The sequence below is a fragment of the Niallia sp. FSL W8-1348 genome (assembly GCF_038006745.1).
Classification (GTDB): domain Bacteria; phylum Bacillota; class Bacilli; order Bacillales; family Cytobacillaceae; genus Niallia; species Niallia alba.
On sequence record NZ_JBBOVV010000001.1, the window covers coordinates 2001201 to 2021386 of the forward strand.

A 20186-nucleotide genomic window follows, 5' to 3' on the forward strand; every position below is an offset into this window, starting at 1 on the left:
GAAGCCGAAATTCACGTAGAGTCTGAGACACCAGAGGCTCAGCGCAATTCCCACCGATGGTTAGTTGAACCAATCGAACCTTTACGGACAGTTGATCTCCCACCTATCTTCCTCCTATACTCATAAGCTTGAGGGGGAGTCTCACTGTCCGTTGAGAGGAGGGCACTGAAAAACTGGCCAGTTAATGATGATGGACGATAGCCACTTTTTAAACATAAGATGATCGATTTGTTTTCCGAGGCGTCCGCTCGCTTTCTATGGGGCGAGCGCCAAGCCTCCTCGCTTCTTAAGTTCCTGCGGGGTCTCGGACTTTCTCGCAGCTCCCATAGGAGTCGAGCGGACGCCTCTCCAAACCAACCTTATTTTCACTTTCCAATATGCTTGCTCTTCATTTCACACGAAAAAAAGACTTTTTCAGTGGTCTCCGTTGAGAGCGGGATAACCTCTTCTAATTTATTCCACCCCACTATCAATCATTAATACTTTCTCCTTCGTATTTATTTCTGCATTAACACCAAGCGGGATTGATATATGAGGAGAACAATGGCCTATTTGAAATCCCTTTATAGTCGGTTTCCCGGCTTGTTGAATGTAGTGGTTTATCACCTCTTCTAACGCAAGCGATTTGTCTCTTCTAGAATGACATTGATGAAAGTCGCCGATAACGATTCCTTTTGCATCGGTTAGCTTCCCTGCCTGCATTAATTGATTAAGCATACGATCCACAGATCGTGGTTCTTCATTTACATCTTCCATCAACAAGATTTTCGACTTTGTATCTATTTCAAAAGGTGTACCGATTGAACTTGTGATAAGGGAAAGATTTCCTCCTGTAATCTTTCCAGAAGCTTTTCCTTCTACTAAAACCTCAAGTGTTGAGTATTCTTCTGTATAAATCATTTCTTGCGGTTCAAATAATTGTTGGAACAGATTTCTCGACAAAGGATGACAGTCGTCTTTGCCAATATCCGATGAAAGCATTGGGCCATGGAAAGTAACTAATCCAGTGTTATTAAAGATAGCTGTATGCAGAAAAGTTATATCACTATAACCCCAAAATATTTTTGGATTTTGGGCAATGGTCGAATAGTTAATCTGACTTGCCAGTCTTGCTGTTCCATATCCTCCACATGCACAAATAATACCTTTTACTTCTTTATCTAGAAAAGCATTCTCTAAATCTGTTAATCTAGCTTCATCTTCCCCAGCTAAATAACCATATTGATCATAAACATGGTCTCCCACTTTTACCTTTAGCCCTAATTCTTCTTCCAAATAGCTTATACCTTTTTGTAAAGAGTCTAGCGATGGCGGACTAGCTGGGGCAATAACGGTAACGGTATCTCCTTTTTTTAAACGTTCTGGCTTTATCACTCTTTTAATCCCTTTCCCTTTTAGTTTTCTGAAAGCGATAATCTAATGATTTAAGGAAAGAAGGGATGCTATTCGTTCATCCCTTCTTCACTCTACTTATTTTTTATCTGCCCATTTTAATTCAAGGTAGCCAACTGGGTGACGAACAATCCCCGTTACACTATCATTTTGCAAATACACATAATTATAGAAATGGATGGGGAAAATTGGTGCCTCATCCAGTAATAGCTTTTCTGCTTTATACATTAATTCAAACCGTTTTGCTTCATCAGATTCATTCTTGGCATCTTTAATTAATTGATCATATTCAGCATTTGACCAACCCGTTCTATTCATTGCTAAACCTGTCTGAAAGTTTTCAAGGAAGTTAATTGGATCGCCGTAATCTGCAAGGAAAGAGCTTCTGGATAATTGCAGCTTCAATGCTGTTTGTTCCTGTGTAAAAACACTTGATTCCATATTGGCAAGCTTTACATCTACTCCAAGATTATCCTTAAACATTGCTTGTAGAGCTTCTGCTATAGCCTTATGTGTATCATTAGTACTATAAGTGAGCGTCACTTCTGGCAATGTTGTATATCCTTCTTCCTTCATTCCTTGTTCTAGTAGTTTCTTTGCTTCTTCCACATTTGTTTTTACTAACTCTCCACTCGTTTCACGAAAATCATTCCCTTTATTGTCCAAGTATCCATAAGAAACAAAACCATACGCAGGCTTCTCCTGATTTTTTGTTACATAATCGACAATTTGCTGCTGATCAACAGCTAAAGCAAAAGCTTTACGAATATTTTTATTTGTGAAGGGCTCTTTTGTCACATTAAATCGATAAAAGTATGTTCCTGCCTGGTCTTCTACTTTTACTTTTCCTTCACTAAATAACTGCTCGCTTAATTCTGCTGGAACATCCGAAGTATCTAATTCTCCATTTTGGAACATTTGATATTCTGTATTGGAATCGTCTACCATTGCCCAATGTATTTTATTTAATTTAACCGTATCAGCATCCCAATACGTTTCATTTTTCTCCATCTCAAAATAGCTGTCATGCTCCCATTTTGTTAATTGAAATGGACCATTTCCTACAAATGAATCTGCCTCTGAAAACCATTCCGGATTTTCCGTTGCTACCTTTTCATTAATCGGGAAAAATGCAGGATTAGTAATAACATTTAGGAAATAAGCCTGTGGGCTTGTTAATGTAACTTCAAATGTCTTTTCATCAACTACTTTAACTTTTACATCATCTGCCGAACCTTCTCCGTTTGCGTATGCTTCTCCCCCTTCAATGAAATATCCGAGGAAAGCAGCTGGCGATTTCGTTTCTGGATTTAATAATCGCTTCCATGCAAAAGCAAAATCTCCGGCAGTAACTGGATCTCCATTAGACCAATTTGCATTGTCTCTTAAATGGAATGTATATACTTTTCCGTCCTCTGATACATCCCAGTTTTCTGCAATGGCTGCTTGCGGCTCATGATTATTATCCAATCGGGTTAAACCTTCCATTAAATTGTTTAAGGCAGTCCAAGAAACACTATCAAAACCAATCGGAGGATCAAAAGAACTAGGCTCTTGTCCATTGTTTAAATATAATATCTTTTCTTCCTTCTCCCCGTTTGTCTCTTCCTTCCCTGCATCACTATTTGCTGTACATGCAGCAAGAGTAAAGATTGCTATCATTGTCAAAAAACTTATCCATATCTTTTTCATCGTGTTCCCCCCACATCGTTTTCATCTAGCAATCTATAAAATGGCTTTTCTTTTAAAGCCAAAAAATAGCAAAATAAAACTTCCTACAGTTCCTTTTTACATCATTAGATCGTGTGCATTACTCGCTTTGCTCGCTCATCCTGAAGCCAACAATTAACTAGATGATCTGCATTTAAATTACTTTCTAACGGATACACCCTCTTGCAGACTTCCATTGCATAGGGACATCTAGCGGCAAAGGAACATCCCTCTGGTGGTGAAAATAAATCTGGTGGTGTTCCATCTATTGGGACTAGCTCTCCTTCTTGGTCCAATCTGGGTACAGAATTTAATAGTCCCTTTGTATACGGATGCTGGGGAGAGTAGAAAATATCTCTTCTATTCCCCATCTCAACTATTTTTCCCGCATACATAACAGCGACACGATCTGCTACTTGTGCAACTACTCCTAAATCATGTGTAATTAAAATAATGGAGACATCTCTCTGTTGTTGAATTTCTCGGAATAAGTCCAGAATCTGTGCTTGGATTGTTACATCGAGAGCAGTTGTAGGTTCATCTGCAATCAAAATCTCTGGTTCACAAATCAATGCCATCGCTATCACAATTCTCTGTCTCATCCCCCCACTAAATTGGTGAGGATATTGTTTCAACCTCATTTCTGGATTAGGGATTCCAACTAATTGAAGCATCTCGATAGCCTTGCTCCTTGCTTCGACTTTTGAAATTTGCTTATGCTGCTTAATCCCTTCCATAATCTGATCGCCAATAGTTAACGTAGGATTTAAAGCTGTCATTGGATCTTGAAAAATCATCGAGATATCTGCTCCACGAATTTTTCTCATGTCTTCATCTTTTAGCCTTGTCAGATCCATCCCTTTATATAAAATAGATCCATCTTTGATTCTTCCTGGTGGACTTGGAATCAATTGCATAATCGTTTGAGATGTAACACTTTTGCCACAGCCAGATTCTCCGACAATAGCTAATGTTTCCCCCTTTTTTAATGAAAAATTCACTCCTCTGACTGCTTGTACCTCTCCTCCATAAGAGGAGAAAGATACTTGTAGATTAGTAACTTCTAGTATGTTCGTCATTATTTTCCACCCCTTAGCTTTGGATCCAGCGCATCCTGTAGTCCATCACCCAATACATTGAAAGCAAACATCGTAAGCGAGATAAATAAGGTCGGGAAAAACAATCTCCACCAATGCCCAGTTAAAATGGCAGATAATCCTTCATCCGCCATTACCCCCCAGCTTGTTAAAGGTGCTTGGATGCCTAATCCTAAAAAACTTAAGAATGCTTCAGCAAATATCGCTGATGGAACTGTTAAAGTCATCTGAACGATAATTGGACCCATTGTATTGGGAAGGAGGTTTTTTCTAATTATTCTGTAACTTTTAGCTCCAAAGGTTTTCGATGCTAAGATAAATTCATAGTTTTTTATTTGAAGAACTTGTCCTCTTACTATACGTGCCATTCCAACCCATCCTGTAATGGATAGGGCGATAATAATAGACGCTAACCCTGGTCCCATCACAACAGACATTAAAATAACAATTAATAAATAAGGGAGCCCATATAGTACTTCTACTATTCTCATCATAATATGATCTACTTTTCCGCCCTTATATCCCGATAGTCCACCATAGGCTACCCCTATCAGAAAATCAATAACAGCTGCAGTAACCCCAACAAATAATGATATTCTTGCTCCATACCAAGTTCTCGCAAACACGTCTCTGCCTAAACTATCTGTCCCAAACCAATATTCTGAAGAAGGTGGCTGATTTTGATTAATTAGTTTTTGCTCTGAAATCGAATGGGGAGAAATAATCGGTCCAATAATAGACATAATGATTAATAAAGTTAAGAAGAATAATGCTACCATCGCTAATTTATTCTTCCATAAATTCCTCCACGCTTCCTGCCAATAGGATAGGCTTGGGCGAACAACAGCTTCAGCTTCCCCTTGCTTTTTCTGTATTGGCACAAACCATTCATCAAGAGCAATCTCTTCCTTCTTTTCATAAAAAGTTTCCTGACGCAAGCCCATCGCTATCCCTCCTTCTTCTGAAGTTTTATTCTAGGATCCAATATGCCATATGCTAAATCAACGAGGAATAGCATGATAATTAAAATAGTACTGTAAAAAATAGTTGTCCCCATAATAACTGGATAATCACGGTTATTAATACTATCTACAAAGTATTTTCCCATACCTGGAATAGCAAATATTTTTTCGATGACGAATGTTCCTGTTAAAATGCTAGCTGCCAAAGCACCTAATAATGTTACAACTGGCAAAAGAGCATTGCGTAATGCATGTTTTACGATTATTTTGAATGGAGAAAGCCCCTTCGCCTTTGCCGTTTTTATATAATCCTGTGTTAATACCTCTAACATACTCGTTCTTGTTAAACGGGCAATGATAGCAGTAGGACTAGTTGCAAGTGCTATAGTCGGTAAAATCATATGCTTCCAGCTTGACCATGTTGCTGTAGGTAGTATTTTCCAATGAACAGCAAACTGCTGAATAAGCATTGTTGCTAAAACAAAGTTAGGAATGGAAATACCAATTACTGCTATTGTCATCGCTAAATAGTCGATGACTCCATTGTGTTTAAGGGAAGCGACAACTCCAAGGGTAATTCCTGAGATTACGGCGACAATTAATGCAACCATGCCAAGCTCAAAGGAAACAGGAAACCCTCTGCCAATCATCTCATTAACTGTTTGAGAAGACTTTTTTATCGAAATACCAAAATCAAAGGTAGCTATTTGTTTTAAATACATTCCATATTGCACAATTAACGGCTTATCTAAATGGTATTGCTCCTCTAAGTTCTTCTGAATTGCCTCATTTGTCGTTCTTTCATCATTAAATGGAGAGCCTGGTGTAAAATGCATTAAAAAGAATGTAATCGTAATAATGACCCATAACGTCACAAGCATCGAGAAAAAGCGCTTTACATAATAAGATTTCATTGCTCTTCACCGCCTAACAAAATGTTGTTCTCATCGCAAGTTCAGTCATAACTAGCATAGCTTGATAGGCCTCTAAAATGCTTTTTGCTTGAAACCGAACAATCGTGGTACCTTGCTCTATCTCCGTTCCTGGCATCAAATGAGCCCATTCTGCTTGTCCATAGTTTGCAAACTCTATTCGGAGCAAAGGGCTTGCTGGTGGCACCAAGGGCTTTACTAGATTTTTCCTTTCTAATGCTTCTTTTGTCTTTTCTTTCAATATTTCTCCGGCCTGAACAGGTGTCAAACTCAAAGCTGCCGATCTTGATATACTATTTTTCACAACTGCTGTTGTTACATTCGGAATAAGTTTCTCTGCTTCTTTTGCAGCTTGATCATCTCCTGCTACAAGAAGAATAGGAACGCCATAATATCCCGCGACATATGCATTAAACCCTAATTCGCCAACTACCACATCATCTATGTACATATTACGAACCCCAAAAATCATGCTATGTGTCATAACACCAGGAACAGAAGCTCGTGCATGATAACCAACAAAAATTGCCCCATCATATGTAGCATCAAGGCCCTGTACCATCGAATACGGTTTTACATCCCCTGTTATTAGCTTTGTTTTCGGATGAAATCTCTCTACTAACAAATTATTCATTTTACTATGACTATCATTCACGACTACTTCTTCTACACCATAGTCAAACAAACTTGTTACGACGTAGTTTGCTTCATCTGTCATAAGGATGCGACTTCTTTCATAATTTAACTTATTGGAATCAACCTGTGTGTGATCAATTAACCCTGTTATCCCTTCCATATCAACTGACATATAAATTTTCTCCATTAAAAAACCCCCCACATTTTTCTTAATAGCCATCTTTATTCGTGCAAAATAAAAAAATCCAGCCAATAGAGAACAAAGTCTCTATCAACTGGATTTCCTCTGCGTATAACAGAAAAAGCAGTTTATACTAATTCTTTTACTATTTGTTTATATTTAATATGGGCATTCTTAAAAGCAACCATCACTGCCTTTTGAGAAGATCCAAAATAACGATTTTCTACTTCCTTTAAAACTGTGTCTGTATCTAACATCGACTTCCCAACAACAATAGATCGAATAAAGGAAGAGGTGATATTAATAGTTGAAGAACATTCCGCATCAACAATCGTATGAGAAACTCTATCTACAACTAATGCGATAAAGAAACCATTGTATTGCTGCATAATTGCATTATTAGAGGAAGTTTTGCTTTCTCCAATAATATATATAGTGTTAGCATGATACATGTGATACTCCCCCTACAAACATCTGGATATTGCATGAGATATTTATGAGATAATCATAAACATTCAAAGCAATGCATATGTCTTAAGAAAAGCGCGGTTGCTTAAATACGAGAAAAAACGATTAACTGACTTTTCTCCATATCACTTTGCGCTGGAGTTAGAATATTTTTCTAACTATATAAGATAAGTTTAGATTATATAAAAAATTGTAATACACCGCTCTTTTTTGCGCAATACATTTTTGCGTATTTTCTAAATATTTTAACAAATAACGTAAGAAAAGATGACATACGTATCTATTTACCTCTAACAATCTCATACTGTAAGAAGGAGACAAGCGCTATGGCCTTCTATTATCAGTATTTTCCCGCGGTTATTTTAGAAGATAATTTGGTATATTCTCCATCTACTGCCACACAAACCGTATTTCGCCCCTCTCTTTTGGAAGCATATAGTGCTTCATCCGCCTCATTGATCAATGGGGTAAGAGCTAAACCGTTTTCCTTTACTACAACGCCAAAGCTGGCAGTAATGTTAATCACTATTTCATTATAAGGTAAAGGTGATTCTTCTATTACTCTTCTTAAACTTTCAGAAATAGAAACGGCTTCATCTGCTTCGTTTTCGAATAAAAAGATAATAAATTCCTCACCACCATATCTACCAAAGACTCCATTCTCTGGAACCACACTTTTACAGAGAGCGGCCACATGCTTTAGCGCTTCGTCTCCACCAAAATGTCCATATGTATCATTTATTTTCTTAAAATGATCAATATCAAACAAAATAACAGCCATTTTATTATGAGAGGCAAGCATCTTTTCAGCAACAGATAGCACATAAGCCCGATTATAAATTTGCGTTAGCACATCCGTGTAGGCGATTTTTGTTAAGTTCATTTGTTCTTTTTTTTGTTCCGTAATATTAGTGAAAATTATCGTAGTACCAACAATGGTCGACTCTCCTTTTTTTATCGGCGAGACCTTTACTTGATAATAATCTAGTGCTGATTTATTACTCATTTCTACTTCTGTTATGATAGAATTCGCATCGATATTTTTCAATAATGGAAGAATCTGATTATCCAATCCTAATACAGCTGCTATATGCTCCCCTATTCTCACATCTGAAAATAAAGTAAAGGCTGCTTTATTAAAATCTTTTAGATGATAAGTTTGATCTAATACAAGAACAGCATCTCCCATACTTTCAAATATATAATCCTTTTCTATTGGCGGAACCAATAAAAACTTTGTCGATATGATGGCATATAAATATAAAGAACTCGTAAATAGCATTGCTATCGGTACCGGATCCAAACCGCTTGGAGTAAGTCCAACTAGATAAGCTAATGAGGTACTAATCGGGAGAAGAATCCCCGTTAACAAAATAATGACTTGCTTTGTCTGTCTTGTTTTTTCTTTAAACCAATAGATGGAAAGTAATACAAAAGCTATAGCAAGTGTCCCAAATGTATAGGCACCATGTATTAAATACCATTGTCCCACTGTTATTTGCATAATAGGAGTCGTGTTACGATATTCTAAATAGGTTGATTGATAAAATAAATGATGAAATTCATTTGTTGCAATAAGTAAAAAAGAGATCATTGGGATTAAATAATAGAGAAAGTATGTTTTTTTATTTATATGCTTGTCATATCCAATATATTGTAAAACAAGGATCAATGTAGCAGGTGCTGAAAATGGCATACCTAAATATTGAAGTGCTGTCCAAAACTTCATTTCCTCTATCGTTGTACTAGCAAGACTTAATGCATACCCAAATGCATAAATCGCTACAAAACACGAAAGCCATAATAGCGTTCTCATTCCTTCAAAAGCCTGCCTATTCATATAGGCAATAATCGCTAATATTATATGCAATGCACCGGACATCGTTATTAAAACAATATATACCATTACTGTATGATCCATTAAATTTACTCCTGTACCGTGATCATCTGTCTCATTTTCATTTTAGTTGGTTCCTCATTTCTTAATGTTCTTTCATTTATTATAAATCTTGTGAAAAATTGTTACTAGTTAAGTTGTAAAAAATTCTCCATTTTATTAAAAACTATACAAAACCATCATCTAGATATTTTACATGGTTGATCGAAAAAAGCAGAGCCCTATTATTCGGCCCTGCTTTTTTGACTATTCCATTGAATGTAAAACTTTCTCGGCTGTTTCTTCCCCATTTGCTATACATGCCGCAATTCCTACTCCATAGTAAGAACAACCAGCTAAATACACATTAGGATATAAGTCAGCTAAGTTTCGGGTAAGTGCTTCTACAGCTTGCTTATGTTCTAAAGAGTAAACTGGCATCGCGTTCTCCCATTTTGTCACTTCATAGCTTTTTGGATTCGAAGTAATTCCTAAACTTTTCTCAATATCCTTCTTTGCCTCTTTTATCAGTTCTTCTTCCGAAAGACTATTTAATTTCTCATAGGCTGGATTCGTTTTTTTATAAAATAAACGTAATAATAGTTGATTATGTTTAGATGTATGCTGCCACTTTCTACTTGTCCACGTACATGCATTACAAACAATATCACTATCTCCTGCTACAATAAAGCCTGTTCCATCTTTAGGTAGTTCTTCATCGGGAATATCATAGGATAAATACAAAGTAACATTTGATGAATTCTTTAATTTACTAAACGAAGGAGTTAATTCTTCCATGTTTAGAATGCTATTGGAAACATTATGAGGTGTGGATAATACAACAGTGTCTACTATTTGTTGCACTCCATTTGATAACTGAATTTTATAGTGATTTTCTTCTTTTTCCATATTCGTAACAGCAATCCCCTTTAGAATCGTTATATCTGTTAATACTTCTTCTAGGCGATCGATAATGGTAGATAAACCTTTTTTAAAAGAGATAAATTTCTTATTAGCAGCAGATTGAAATGCTTCTTTATTCTTTCCTAGACCGCGAATAACACTCCCATACTGCTCTTTATAATCCAGTAAATAAGGCAATGTCGATCCCATTGTTAACGAATAAATATTCCCGGAATATACACCTGCAAGAACAGGCGCAATTTGTTTTTCTACAATTTCTCTACCAAGATAGTACGCTAAAAACTCGCCGATTGATGATTCTTTCGTAAAGTGTGTATTTGTGCGAAATAAGTCCTTTAAAGCTTCTATTTTCCCCCGAGTTGAAATCAGCTCACTAGTAAAAAGAGCTTCTAACGTCATTGGGATCCCAAATATAGAATCCTTCGGTATTTCTAATAATTTATTTTGTGTATGAATATAAGATATTCCTGTTGCATTATAAACAAGTTCCTTTTCTAAATTTAATTCTTTTACAAAGGGAAGAACATTTTTATTCCGAGCAACAATAGAATCTGCTCCTGTTTCCATAATCAAATCATCTTTCATAACCGTATGAATTTTTCCACCTAGATAGTCATTTGCCTCTACTAATACTAAACGAAGCCCTAAATTTCTTTCCCTATTTTCCTTCTGCAAATAATACATGGTAGATAAACCAGTTATTCCCCCACCTACAACTAAAACTGTTTTCACATTCTTCCACCTCATCTACTAAAGATCCCATCTATATATAACCTTTTTTCCTCGATCAATTGCTGTTTTTATTATAAAGCATGAATAACCATTTTCTTTCAAGTGACCAACGTTTTTTTTGTGTCTATTTGTTCACAATTTAATGATAAATTAACGGCTTTTGATAGCAAAATCCATTGTATAATAGGATTAGACACAAAATGAAAGCGCTTTTGAATAGCGTTTCATTTTTATCAACGCAACAATTATATCGTATTCCGAATGAATGACAAAAAATTTGATTGGTGGTGTCTATTTATTATGGCTAACAGCCGACTATCTGTTGCTATTCATATCCTATCTTTAATTGCCTCGAAACCATATGAACAAATAACCTCTGATTCTATTGCAGAAAGCGTTAATACAAACCCTGTAGTGATAAGAAGAATGTGTGGACTTTTGAAAAAAGGCGGAATCCTAACGAGCAGGGCAGGCATTTCTGGGGCAACCTTATTAAAATCTCCTGCAGATATTACTCTTTTAAATATTTACTTAGCCGTTCAATCAAAAAGCGAATGGTTTGCTATACATGATCATCCAAATCACCATTGTCCTATAGGCAGTAAAATCCGCCCTACATTAAATAATGCATTTTCTACTATCCAACAATCAATGGAAAGGGAATTAGCACAAATTACCTTACAAGATATAATGGATGAAATGGACATCTATAGTAAAATTTGAACTACCCCCACTTATCGACCTTGTGGTCTGATTGAAGCGGGAGATTCCTGGGAACATTCGTAGCTTGAGCTGGCCGTTAATTACAGACGAACAACAAAGAAACTAGCAGCTATTTTTTCCTCACATGCTAGTTTCTTTGTTTATATGGATGATTTCTTGGAAAATACTCTCCCAATCTTTTTCCTTTGCAAGTTGCTTTCTTCTTTCCTTCCACTCTTGATTATCAGCGCTGTTTGCCATCTTTTCGCAGGCTTGAATAAATGGATCAGCTTCCACCTCCCCCTGCAAAAGTTCGTAAACTCCCTCTTCTGCATATTCTCTTGTGGAAGGCAAGTTCATTCCTATCACTGGTTTGCCAGCAGCAAGAAATTCAAAAAGTTTTAATGGAAATATAGCTTTATTGTATGAAGTATCCTTATATGGCATGATTCCAATATCAAGCATTTGCATATAATCAGCAACTTGATTCCTTGGTACACTGCCAGTCCAACGAATATTTGGTGCTTTCAACAGTTCCATAAACGCTTGGCTGCTATTCGTCCCATCTGGTCCCACTAATAAAATGCTCCATTCCTTCCTTTTCTGTGCGATCTCCTGTATAAGAGCAAAATCAAGCTTAGGCTTAATTCCACCTATATATCCAATCGTTAAGCCATCCTTCTCTATAAGAGGTTCACTATTCTCCTGCTTTTGAAAAAGCCTATATTCCACGCCATTTTCATACGTATAAATCTTATTTCGATATGCCGGCGTTCTGCTTATTAATTCCTCTTTTAGAAAGCTCGAAGTACAAATAATATAACTTGCTTTCCCGACAATTTTTTGTTCACTTTGATCAATTACTTTTTGCTTAAAATAGGAAAGGATAGAAAATTTTCCACTTAGCTGTTCTGCCCATAAATCACTGCAATCATAGACGATTTGATCCCAAGTAAATATCTTATGTAAAGACGGAAAAGCAGGGTAGGTATACCATAGTTTAACAGAACAGCTCCCTTTCTTTTCTGCTAAATAATTACTTAAACCTCGGAGCTTTTTTTGGTAGAAAAGGGGAATAAATCGAGCAAATCGCTGTGCTTTATGATTGCCCAAGTCACTGATTACCCATTGATAAATACCATTTTCTAACTTTGTTACTTCTGGAGTCTGTTTTTTCCCTGGGCAAATCCAGATTACTTCTTCTGTTTCCTGCTGCTTTTGCAAAAACTCAGCAAAACGATGTCTACGATAGGTTAAATTGTCTAAATCCCAAACACCAGTCGCAACAATAACATGGATTGTTCTCATCTTGTAAGCTCCTCTACCTTTTATACAGTCTTTTCCGAATAGCATTATAGGCATAATGAGAAAAATACCAGGATGACTGCAAGAAATTCAACTGTTCTATATGACGATAAACATGCCAATTGTTTTTCGCAGCCTTCCACTTATTTTTGGAAATAGATTCATTCCCTACCCTATATTCTGCTAATATTTCATCTAAGCCAAACGCACGGAATCCACGCTTTAAAATCATTAGCCATGTTGCCAAGTCTTGACGAGTACGGATATTAGGCATTTGAAAATCCCCAACTTGATCTCGATCAATTAAAACCGTTAAACAGCCAACAATCGTATTTTTTAACATCGTTTGATAATCAACTTCCTTTGGAACACGAATGTACTTTTTTAATCGTGATCCCGTTTGGTCAATGCACTCATAAGCAGTAAAGGTGAAGGCATAGTTATTTGCCTTCATATATGCTAGTTGAACTTCAAGTTTTTCCTTCTTCCATCTGTCGTCACTGTCTAAAAAAGCGATGTATTTTCCACAGGCATGTTCAAGTGCTATGTTCCGAGCAATAGCAGCTCCTCCATTAACCGTTCGATAAAAAACACGAATTCGCTTATCAACCTTCTCCCACTCTTTTAATAATTCAACGGTGCCGTCGGTTGAATGGTCATCAACAATTAATAGCTCCCAATTTGTGTATGTTTGCGCTCTGACAGACTCGATGCTAAAAGATATATACTCTTTACAATTGTATGAAGGCATAATAATAGATATAGATGGAGCCATTCTACACTCACCTCTTTAATCAGATTCGGATTTCAAAAACAGTGGATAAAGTATCCATAAACAACTGAGCATGATTCCAATCATAATCCCCATTAGTGCCCGATCTTGTTGAGACACTACTCGACCTTCTCCTTTTTCTGCGGTGACATCCTTTACTAACACGGCAGGCTGCTGATTCAATTGTTTCGTTTTTAATTCATATAAAAATCGTTGCTGCTCCACAACTAATTCTGCTGGAACAGGGTTTCCTTGGAGCTGATTAATGCTGTCTGAAATAATTTCATCTTTTTCTTGGTAGTGATATTGATCCATTTCTAAAAAGGCCGTTACTAATTCAGATAAGGAAGCCACTGCTTCCTGTTCACTTGATGCAGTCAAAACAAGGTTTAACTTTTTTGGTGGCTCAGCAGAAATAAGAAGTTGCTCCAAGTCTATGTCCACATCTGGCAAATAGCTATAAAAGGTCGTTTCATTCCTTAATAAAGATGCGATTACCTCACTATTGTTTATGTATTCATTTTCATAATTTCCAAGTAAAATAGTTGCTTCTGCTTTTACAGTTGGACTTTCTTTACCAGCAGGAGCAAACCATCCTATTACACCTAACAGGATACTCAGTAACAATAAAGGGATAAAATATTTTTTCGATCTTGCTGCTATAACTGATAAAACAGACTTCACAAACAAACTCTCCCTTTCTCCTATGAAAGTTAAAATTCTAGCTTTCTATTTTTATAAACAGACAGTGTAGATAAAATAAACCCTAGAAAAACCCAATGAAAATATAAATTCATCACTGAACTTGGACTAATACTAGAAATAAGGAAAGACACCATTCCGACCATACATGCTTCTAACAGCATTTTATCTGTCCGACTGCTTACTTTTTCGTATATTCGATAGAAGGCGAACCATGCATAAATCAGCATAATGACGTAGCCAAGTAAAGTCACTAAACCAAAGTTGCCGGCAATTTCTGCAAACCAATTATGCACTTGATAGACATTTCCTGTTGGAAAATAGCTTTTATGCTCTAAATAATAAGGGATATTGCCCGCTCCTATCCCAAATCCATAAGAGTCTAGTAAATAAGAGAATGTGTTTCTTAACAGATTGATTCTCGCTAAATTCGATGGTAGTACTTCATTAAGCTCATATTGTTCGGCTGACTCAATAAGATTCTGCACCTTAACTATTCCTCTATTAGCAACGAAGAGACCTCCTAGTAATACTAATCCGCAAATAATTTGTAAGGTTAACCTTTTCCACCTCTTTGGAATCAATAGGAACAGATAAACCAGTCCTCCTCCTACTAACGCAAGAAGTGCAGCTCGTGACTCTGTTAAATAAATAAGAAGAATAACCAGCATACTAAAAATAAGCATGCATCCTTTAAGCATGGTTCTCTTAGCATTTTTGCCAACGGCCACAAAGAAGAAAAAAGAGATTCCGAGATATACAGCAAAATCATTTTGATTAAAAAAAACAGCTGTCGGATAAGACAATTTATAGCTTGAAGCCCCATACAGCCCAGAACTAGGCAACTGAATAGAAAAGCAATAATTCACAAACCCTATCCCTACTAACAAAACAGTCATTCCAAGCCAGCCAGCTAAGAAATATTGTAACTGTCGCCTTGTTTTAAATGTCCTATTTGCTAAATAGACGAACGCTATTCCCATAACCAATAAGGACATATATTTAAGTGAAGCCATAATGGAGACAGACCAAAGAACAGAAATGACTCCATAAAGAATCCATCCACCAAAAAACAGCCAAATAAATGGTATCCTACTGTTATAAAAGTCCTCTATCACTCTTTTTCTGTACAAAGCAGTACTTATATACAACACAATTGCCAATATTAACAATATTCTGTACAAAAAAATCGAAAAGGGACCTATATTAATACTAATGATTGACTGGTTAAGAAAAGTAGAAAGCAGCAAGGCATACATGGCATTTTTAAATAATTGATCAAGTGTAATGATTGATTTCAAATAAATACCTATTTGAATGACAACCCATATACACACGATAGGAAGTATCCAAGTTAATTTATATATCGTTGTCAAATATAAAATGGTAAGACAAGTGATAAATATAACAGCGAATCCTATTGTTTTGCTTACTGTACGATTATTTCCCAACTTCTACAATCCTTCCTCCCGATCTTATGATTACTTTTGTAAAACTTTTTTAGATGAGAAAAGGGTTTGTCTTAATCCATTTTCTAAATCTATTTTAGGCTTCCAATCCAATTGCGACATTGTCTGTTCATTACAAAGAATACTATGCAGAATATCTCCTTCTCTTTCAGCCTTATATATTGGCTCAAGTGACACATTTCCAATAGTGCCCATCTTTTCCCAAAGTTGATTGATCGAAATTTTGTCGTTAGATGAAATATTGACACAAAGATTTCCTTGTTGCTTTAATGCTTGAACATTTGCACTCGCTACATCCTTTACATAAATGAAATCCCTTGTTTGTTCACCAGATCCATAGATGATAGGTGTTTTATTTTCCAAAATCTGATCTGCAAAAATAGAGATAACTCCTCCTTCGCCTTTCCCATCCTGTCTTGGTCCATAGACATTGCTATACCTTAAAATTCCATAGGACAACCCATAAAACTTATAGGCCAGTTTTAGATATTTTTCAACTGTCAATTTTGTTAAACCATATGGTGATTCCGGTAAAGTTGGATGATCGATTTTAACAGGAAGCTGCTCTGGATTGCCATATACAGCGGCAGAGGAAGCAAATAGTATTTTCTCCACAGAGGCACAAATAGCTGCTTTGATCACATGCAAAGATCCTTTTACATTTACATTTTCATCATGCAATATATTCTGAACCGAATCTGCCACACTCACTTGTGCTGCTTGGTGAATAATAAACGAAGGTTTTAAGTCAGAAATAACATCGATTACTTTTGGATCCGTTATATCAAATGGGCAAATTTTGATAGGTAAATCTTTAATATTTTCAAATTTCCCTGATGAAAAATTATCTATTACGACTACTTCATATCCCTCTGCTAACAGACCCTCTACAATATGTGATCCGATAAAACCTGCTCCACCTGTAACTAGAACCTTGCTCATTTCGCTTCCTCCCAAGAGTGATTTATTTCATAAGTAGAATCGATAAATATACTGGCTACTTCCTGATACTTCTCTACCAGTTTTTTTGCATTATCAACTGCAGAGTAATTCTCCTGAACACGCTGATATAATTGTTCCGTTATTTCTTCATAGAAAGGTAGGTCAGCTGCTAGTTCTTTTACCTTTGTCACAATTTGCTGTACAGATCGAGGCTCCATTAATAGATGGTTATATTCACCAAATAAATCAGGTATCCCACCTACATTTGTACTAATAATTGGTATTTTTAAAGCCATTGCCTCGATAACTACAGTAGGCAGTCCTTCCGAATAGGATGGTAAAATAAAAATATCGCTTGCCAATAAATAGTCTCGCACCTTTTCATTAGGAATTTGCCCGACTAAGAATAATCGTTCCTTATACATTTTGTGTTTTTTTAATTTTTCTTTTTCAGGTCCATCTCCTACATAAACAGCTACATATTCTTCTGGAAGATAGGGCAACGCTTCTGCTAATTCAAAAATTCCTTTTTCTTTGACAAGACGTCCAACATAGAGAATGATTTTTTTATTGTTAGGTAACGCTAGCTCCTCTTTATGCTTTGCTTTCAAAATCTTTGCTTGCGCTAGATTAAATTTTGATAGGTCAATTCCTATTGGTAATGGAGTACAAATTCTCCCCGTTTTCAACTCCGCTGCCTCAGCAAGGTGTTCGCCTACAGCCATGACATTATCTGCGGATTTGACTGTTTTTTGAAAAATTCGCTCTGCACTCCAGCTAAAGGACGGATAAATATGAACATCACTCCCATGTAATGTGAGTAGCCACGGCTTCTTATATTTGGAAGCAACAATTCTTGCAGCTCCTCCTGATGGCATCGCAAAATGCGCATGGATTAAATCGCAGTCTATATTTTCTTTCTTCAAGGTTTCAAGGATGCTCCCTGCGATTCGTTTATCTGGCTGAAACCAGCGTAATTGACCAGGAGTTGCTCTGTACACTGGTCTATAAACTTTTACTCCATCCCTTTCCTCCATAAAAGGAATCCTTTTTTTTCGATACTTTCTCTTCCATAATCTAAAAATAGAAGCGTTTAATGGGATGGGATTAATGACTGTTACCTCTACTCCTAAAGAAGATAATGCTCTTACCTGTGTTTCATGAAACACCCCATTTCCAGGATTATCTGCACTAGGGTATACACTGGTTATCCACAATACTTTCATGATACACTTCCTTCTTTCTTTAGGCTTATCCCCAATTATTGATATTCTTCTCGAACTTCAAGCTTTTTCAATACATGTAGTAACAATAAATAGCTTATCCCGCTTACTAACACAGACCATATAAACGCCCAAACCAAATTATTATGAATAGAAATCATTTGATTTTTTAATAGTAAGGCAATCCCACTGCTAACTCCTGCAAGAATAAATGGTAGCAACAATACTTTTACATAACTTTTCAGTTGGAGCCCTATCATTCTAGTTAATAGCATTCTTCCACCAATAAAATTAAGAATGCTTACCCCTACATATGCCCATGCCACTATTTCTAACTGATTACTCCGCACTGCAGCTAACAATGCTGCTCCGTAGCAAACCAGTACTCCTAAATCCCAATAAAATGCAATATTTGCCTTTCCCTTTGCTAAGATAATGCTGCCATTTGGATTCATAAGGACTCTTAATATCCCAACGATAATCATAATTTGTAAAATTGGAATGGCCTCGATCCATTGCTCTCCAAAAAATAAAGGGATAACCAAATCTGATACGGAATACAGACCTAATAATAACGGAAAAGAAACAATCGCTAACAATTTGGTCATGTGTAAATAACCTGTTTCTAATGCCTGATTATTATTTTTATCTTTCGCAAACACTGGAAACGCCACTCTCGTTATAATAGGATTTAACTTAAGAACTGGAATGGTCACTATTTGATAGACTAAATTATAGAGGCCTAATGCCTCCATCCCAATAAATCTCCCAATTAACAACATATCGATATTACTGCCTAGACGATTTACCAGTCTCGATAAAAGCTGATATATACCAAAAGAAAAAAATTCTTTACAGTCTTTTATATCTAACACAAAGCTTGGTTTCCACTTTGGAAGATAACAAATATAATAAAGAATTCCTTTCAGAGAATAGAGAGAAACCTGTGACCATACATACACATTTACTGGATTTTGTTCCGTCAAAAATAATAAGCCGATTAATAGACTAAAGCTAAAAATAGTTGATATTGTTTCTACTTTTCCTAATAGTTGAAAAGATAAGTCGCGCTGCATTAAATACTGTGATTGCTGACCGATTGGGGCAATCAAGAATAAGATCGATAAGAGACGAATTTTCCCCTCTAGCTCTTTCGTTTGAAAATAATCTGCAATAATAGGACTAGCTGCCTGCATAAAGAGACAGATAAGAATTCCTAGAAGAATATTTATCCAAAACAACGTAGACAATTGCCTAGCTGTTGCATGATGTTTCTGTATAACAGCTGCACCTAATCCTAACTCTACAAAAATTTGGGCAAAGATAGTAATCGTCGTTAACATTCCTATCATGCCAAATTCCTTTGCGCTCATTAAATTTCCCAGTATGATGAACTGTCCAATCTGCAATAAAGTAATCACTAACGTTGATATACTGGTCCACTTTGCTCCACTGTTAATTTGGCTCTTAATGGAGTCCAATTACCTTGCACCTTCTCCTGTTAACACTACCTTTATTGTCTTTAGTAAAATTTTCATTTCTAAAAAAAATGTTACGTTATTAATATATTGAAGATCGTATTTTAACTTTTCCTTTGGTGTAATATCATAGCCCCCATTTACCTGTGCTAATCCTGTTAATCCAGGTTTCACAAGCAGCCTGTTAGAGAACCCTTTTATTTCTTTGCTGAATTGCGCCGTAAAAGATGGTCTCTCTGGTCTAGGTCCTATAATGGACATATCACCTTTTAAAACAGAAAATAATTGTGGTAACTCGTCAATTCTTGTTTTTCTAATAAATGCACCTATTTTCGTGATACGTGGATCATTTACCTCTGCCCATTTTTCACCATCTTTTTCTGCATCCATTCTCATCGAACGCAATTTAATCAAATTAAAGCATTTGCCATTCTTTCCAACTCTACTTTGAACATAGAAAGGGGAACCTGGCGAGTCTATGCGTATAAGAACAGCAAATAATAAAATCAACGGGAAAGTAATGACAATACCAATACTTGCTATAAAGAGATCCATCGTTCTTTTAATAAATGGATAAAAGGAACCTTTTTTAGAAGACTTAAGGTTATTTGCTTGTACAATTGATATCTCTTTTAAAATATGGATACTCCTGTTAGCCTGCATTTTTTTCACCTCAAAGTTTT

General features: G+C 36.2%; 18 protein-coding genes. 1 reads left to right on the top strand and 17 read right to left on the bottom strand.

Annotated elements, in window-relative coordinates:
* Positions 1-453: 453 nt before the first annotated feature.
* The 9 genes from NST60_RS09485 to NST60_RS09525 form a co-directional block, all read right to left on the bottom strand.
* Positions 454-1374, bottom strand: coding sequence for a S66 peptidase family protein (locus NST60_RS09485; protein ID WP_254416060.1), 921 nt, complete (start codon positions 1372-1374; stop codon positions 454-456).
* A gap of 96 nt (positions 1375-1470) precedes the next feature.
* Entirely contained in the window at positions 1471-3084 is a 1614-nt protein-coding gene (locus NST60_RS09490) for a peptide ABC transporter substrate-binding protein (protein ID WP_224427884.1), read from the bottom strand.
* 104 nt (positions 3085-3188) lie between these two features.
* Entirely contained in the window at positions 3189-4181 is a 993-nt protein-coding gene (locus tag NST60_RS09495; RefSeq protein WP_101729062.1) for an ABC transporter ATP-binding protein, read from the bottom strand.
* A complete protein-coding gene (locus NST60_RS09500; RefSeq protein ID WP_169187713.1) occupies positions 4181-5143 on the bottom strand; it encodes an ABC transporter permease in 963 nt (320 codons plus the stop codon). The genes NST60_RS09495 and NST60_RS09500 overlap by 1 nt, the downstream gene beginning before the upstream one ends.
* A 2-nt stretch (positions 5144-5145) precedes the next feature.
* On the bottom strand, positions 5146-6075 hold the full coding sequence (locus tag NST60_RS09505; protein WP_016201316.1) for an ABC transporter permease: 930 nt from the start codon (positions 6073-6075) through the stop codon (positions 5146-5148).
* Positions 6076-6088: 13 nt separating this feature from the next.
* Positions 6089-6916 carry a M55 family metallopeptidase gene (locus NST60_RS09510; protein WP_016201317.1) on the bottom strand — a complete coding sequence of 276 codons (828 nt, stop codon included), beginning with the start codon at positions 6914-6916 and terminating at the stop codon, positions 6089-6091.
* Positions 6917-7038: 122 nt separating this feature from the next.
* Entirely contained in the window at positions 7039-7362 is a 324-nt protein-coding gene (locus NST60_RS09515) for a DUF3870 domain-containing protein (RefSeq protein ID WP_016201318.1), read from the bottom strand.
* 356 nt (positions 7363-7718) lie between these two features.
* Positions 7719-9299, bottom strand: coding sequence for a histidine kinase N-terminal 7TM domain-containing diguanylate cyclase (locus NST60_RS09520; protein ID WP_224428370.1), 1581 nt, complete (start codon positions 9297-9299; stop codon positions 7719-7721).
* 222 nt (positions 9300-9521) lie between these two features.
* Complete coding sequence (locus NST60_RS09525) at positions 9522-10910, bottom strand: protoporphyrinogen oxidase (RefSeq protein WP_224428369.1); 1389 nt, start codon at positions 10908-10910, stop codon at positions 9522-9524.
* A 300-nt stretch (positions 10911-11210) separates the two neighbouring features.
* Between NST60_RS09525 and NST60_RS09530 the strand changes: the two genes are divergently transcribed.
* Positions 11211-11633, top strand: coding sequence for an Rrf2 family transcriptional regulator (locus NST60_RS09530; protein ID WP_341098732.1), 423 nt, complete (start codon positions 11211-11213; stop codon positions 11631-11633).
* Positions 11634-11753: 120 nt separating this feature from the next.
* Here the strand turns inward: NST60_RS09530 and tuaH are convergent, their stop codons facing one another.
* The 8 genes from tuaH to NST60_RS09570 are packed head-to-tail and all read right to left on the bottom strand — an operon-like array spanning position 11754 to position 20166.
* A complete protein-coding gene (tuaH, locus tag NST60_RS09535; protein ID WP_341098734.1) occupies positions 11754-12920 on the bottom strand; it encodes a teichuronic acid biosynthesis protein TuaH in 1167 nt (388 codons plus the stop codon).
* 13 nt (positions 12921-12933) lie between these two features.
* Complete coding sequence (tuaG, locus tag NST60_RS09540; RefSeq protein ID WP_341098735.1) at positions 12934-13692, bottom strand: teichuronic acid biosynthesis protein TuaG; 759 nt, start codon at positions 13690-13692, stop codon at positions 12934-12936.
* 15 nt (positions 13693-13707) lie between these two features.
* Positions 13708-14373 (bottom strand): hypothetical protein, encoded by a 666-nt coding sequence (locus NST60_RS09545; RefSeq protein ID WP_156827718.1) that lies wholly within the window; start codon positions 14371-14373, stop codon positions 13708-13710.
* A 29-nt stretch (positions 14374-14402) separates the two neighbouring features.
* The gene (locus tag NST60_RS09550) at positions 14403-15842 is read right to left on the bottom strand and encodes an O-antigen ligase family protein (protein WP_341098736.1); all 1440 of its coding nucleotides are present in this window, start codon (positions 15840-15842) and stop codon (positions 14403-14405) included.
* Positions 15843-15872: 30 nt separating this feature from the next.
* Complete coding sequence (locus NST60_RS09555; RefSeq protein WP_016201328.1) at positions 15873-16802, bottom strand: NAD-dependent epimerase/dehydratase family protein; 930 nt, start codon at positions 16800-16802, stop codon at positions 15873-15875.
* A complete protein-coding gene (tuaC, locus tag NST60_RS09560) occupies positions 16799-18028 on the bottom strand; it encodes a teichuronic acid biosynthesis protein TuaC (RefSeq protein WP_341098737.1) in 1230 nt (409 codons plus the stop codon). Before tuaC ends, NST60_RS09555 begins: the two co-directional genes overlap by 4 nt.
* A gap of 35 nt (positions 18029-18063) precedes the next feature.
* Positions 18064-19506 carry a teichuronic acid biosynthesis protein TuaB gene (gene tuaB / locus NST60_RS09565; RefSeq protein ID WP_212119476.1) on the bottom strand — a complete coding sequence of 481 codons (1443 nt, stop codon included), beginning with the start codon at positions 19504-19506 and terminating at the stop codon, positions 18064-18066.
* Positions 19507-20166: a sugar transferase gene (locus NST60_RS09570; protein WP_101729073.1), complete on the bottom strand. Its 660-nt coding sequence runs from the start codon at positions 20164-20166 to the stop codon at positions 19507-19509.
* Positions 20167-20186: the final 20 nt, after the last annotated feature.

Excerpts from the sequence above, each read along its gene's own strand:
- NST60_RS09555 (WP_016201328.1), bottom strand. The coding sequence starts at position 16,802 with ATGAGCAAGGTTCTAGTTACAGGTGGAGCAGGTTTTATCGGATCACAT.
- NST60_RS09570 (WP_101729073.1), bottom strand. The coding sequence starts at position 20,166 with ATGCAGGCTAACAGGAGTATCCATATTTTAAAAGAGATATCAATTGTA.
- NST60_RS09510 (WP_016201317.1), bottom strand. The coding sequence starts at position 6,916 with ATGGAGAAAATTTATATGTCAGTTGATATGGAAGGGATAACAGGGTTA.
- NST60_RS09520 (WP_224428370.1), bottom strand. The coding sequence starts at position 9,299 with ATGGATCATACAGTAATGGTATATATTGTTTTAATAACGATGTCCGGT.
- tuaH (WP_341098734.1), bottom strand. The coding sequence starts at position 12,920 with ATGAGAACAATCCATGTTATTGTTGCGACTGGTGTTTGGGATTTAGAC.
- tuaG (WP_341098735.1), bottom strand. The coding sequence starts at position 13,692 with ATGGCTCCATCTATATCTATTATTATGCCTTCATACAATTGTAAAGAG.
- NST60_RS09530 (WP_341098732.1), top strand. The coding sequence starts at position 11,211 with ATGGCTAACAGCCGACTATCTGTTGCTATTCATATCCTATCTTTAATT.
- NST60_RS09495 (WP_101729062.1), bottom strand. The coding sequence starts at position 4,181 with ATGACGAACATACTAGAAGTTACTAATCTACAAGTATCTTTCTCCTCT.
- NST60_RS09515 (WP_016201318.1), bottom strand. The coding sequence starts at position 7,362 with ATGTATCATGCTAACACTATATATATTATTGGAGAAAGCAAAACTTCC.
- tuaC (WP_341098737.1), bottom strand. The coding sequence starts at position 18,028 with ATGAAAGTATTGTGGATAACCAGTGTATACCCTAGTGCAGATAATCCT.
- NST60_RS09490 (WP_224427884.1), bottom strand. The coding sequence starts at position 3,084 with ATGAAAAAGATATGGATAAGTTTTTTGACAATGATAGCAATCTTTACT.
- NST60_RS09500 (WP_169187713.1), bottom strand. The coding sequence starts at position 5,143 with ATGGGCTTGCGTCAGGAAACTTTTTATGAAAAGAAGGAAGAGATTGCT.
- NST60_RS09505 (WP_016201316.1), bottom strand. The coding sequence starts at position 6,075 with ATGAAATCTTATTATGTAAAGCGCTTTTTCTCGATGCTTGTGACGTTA.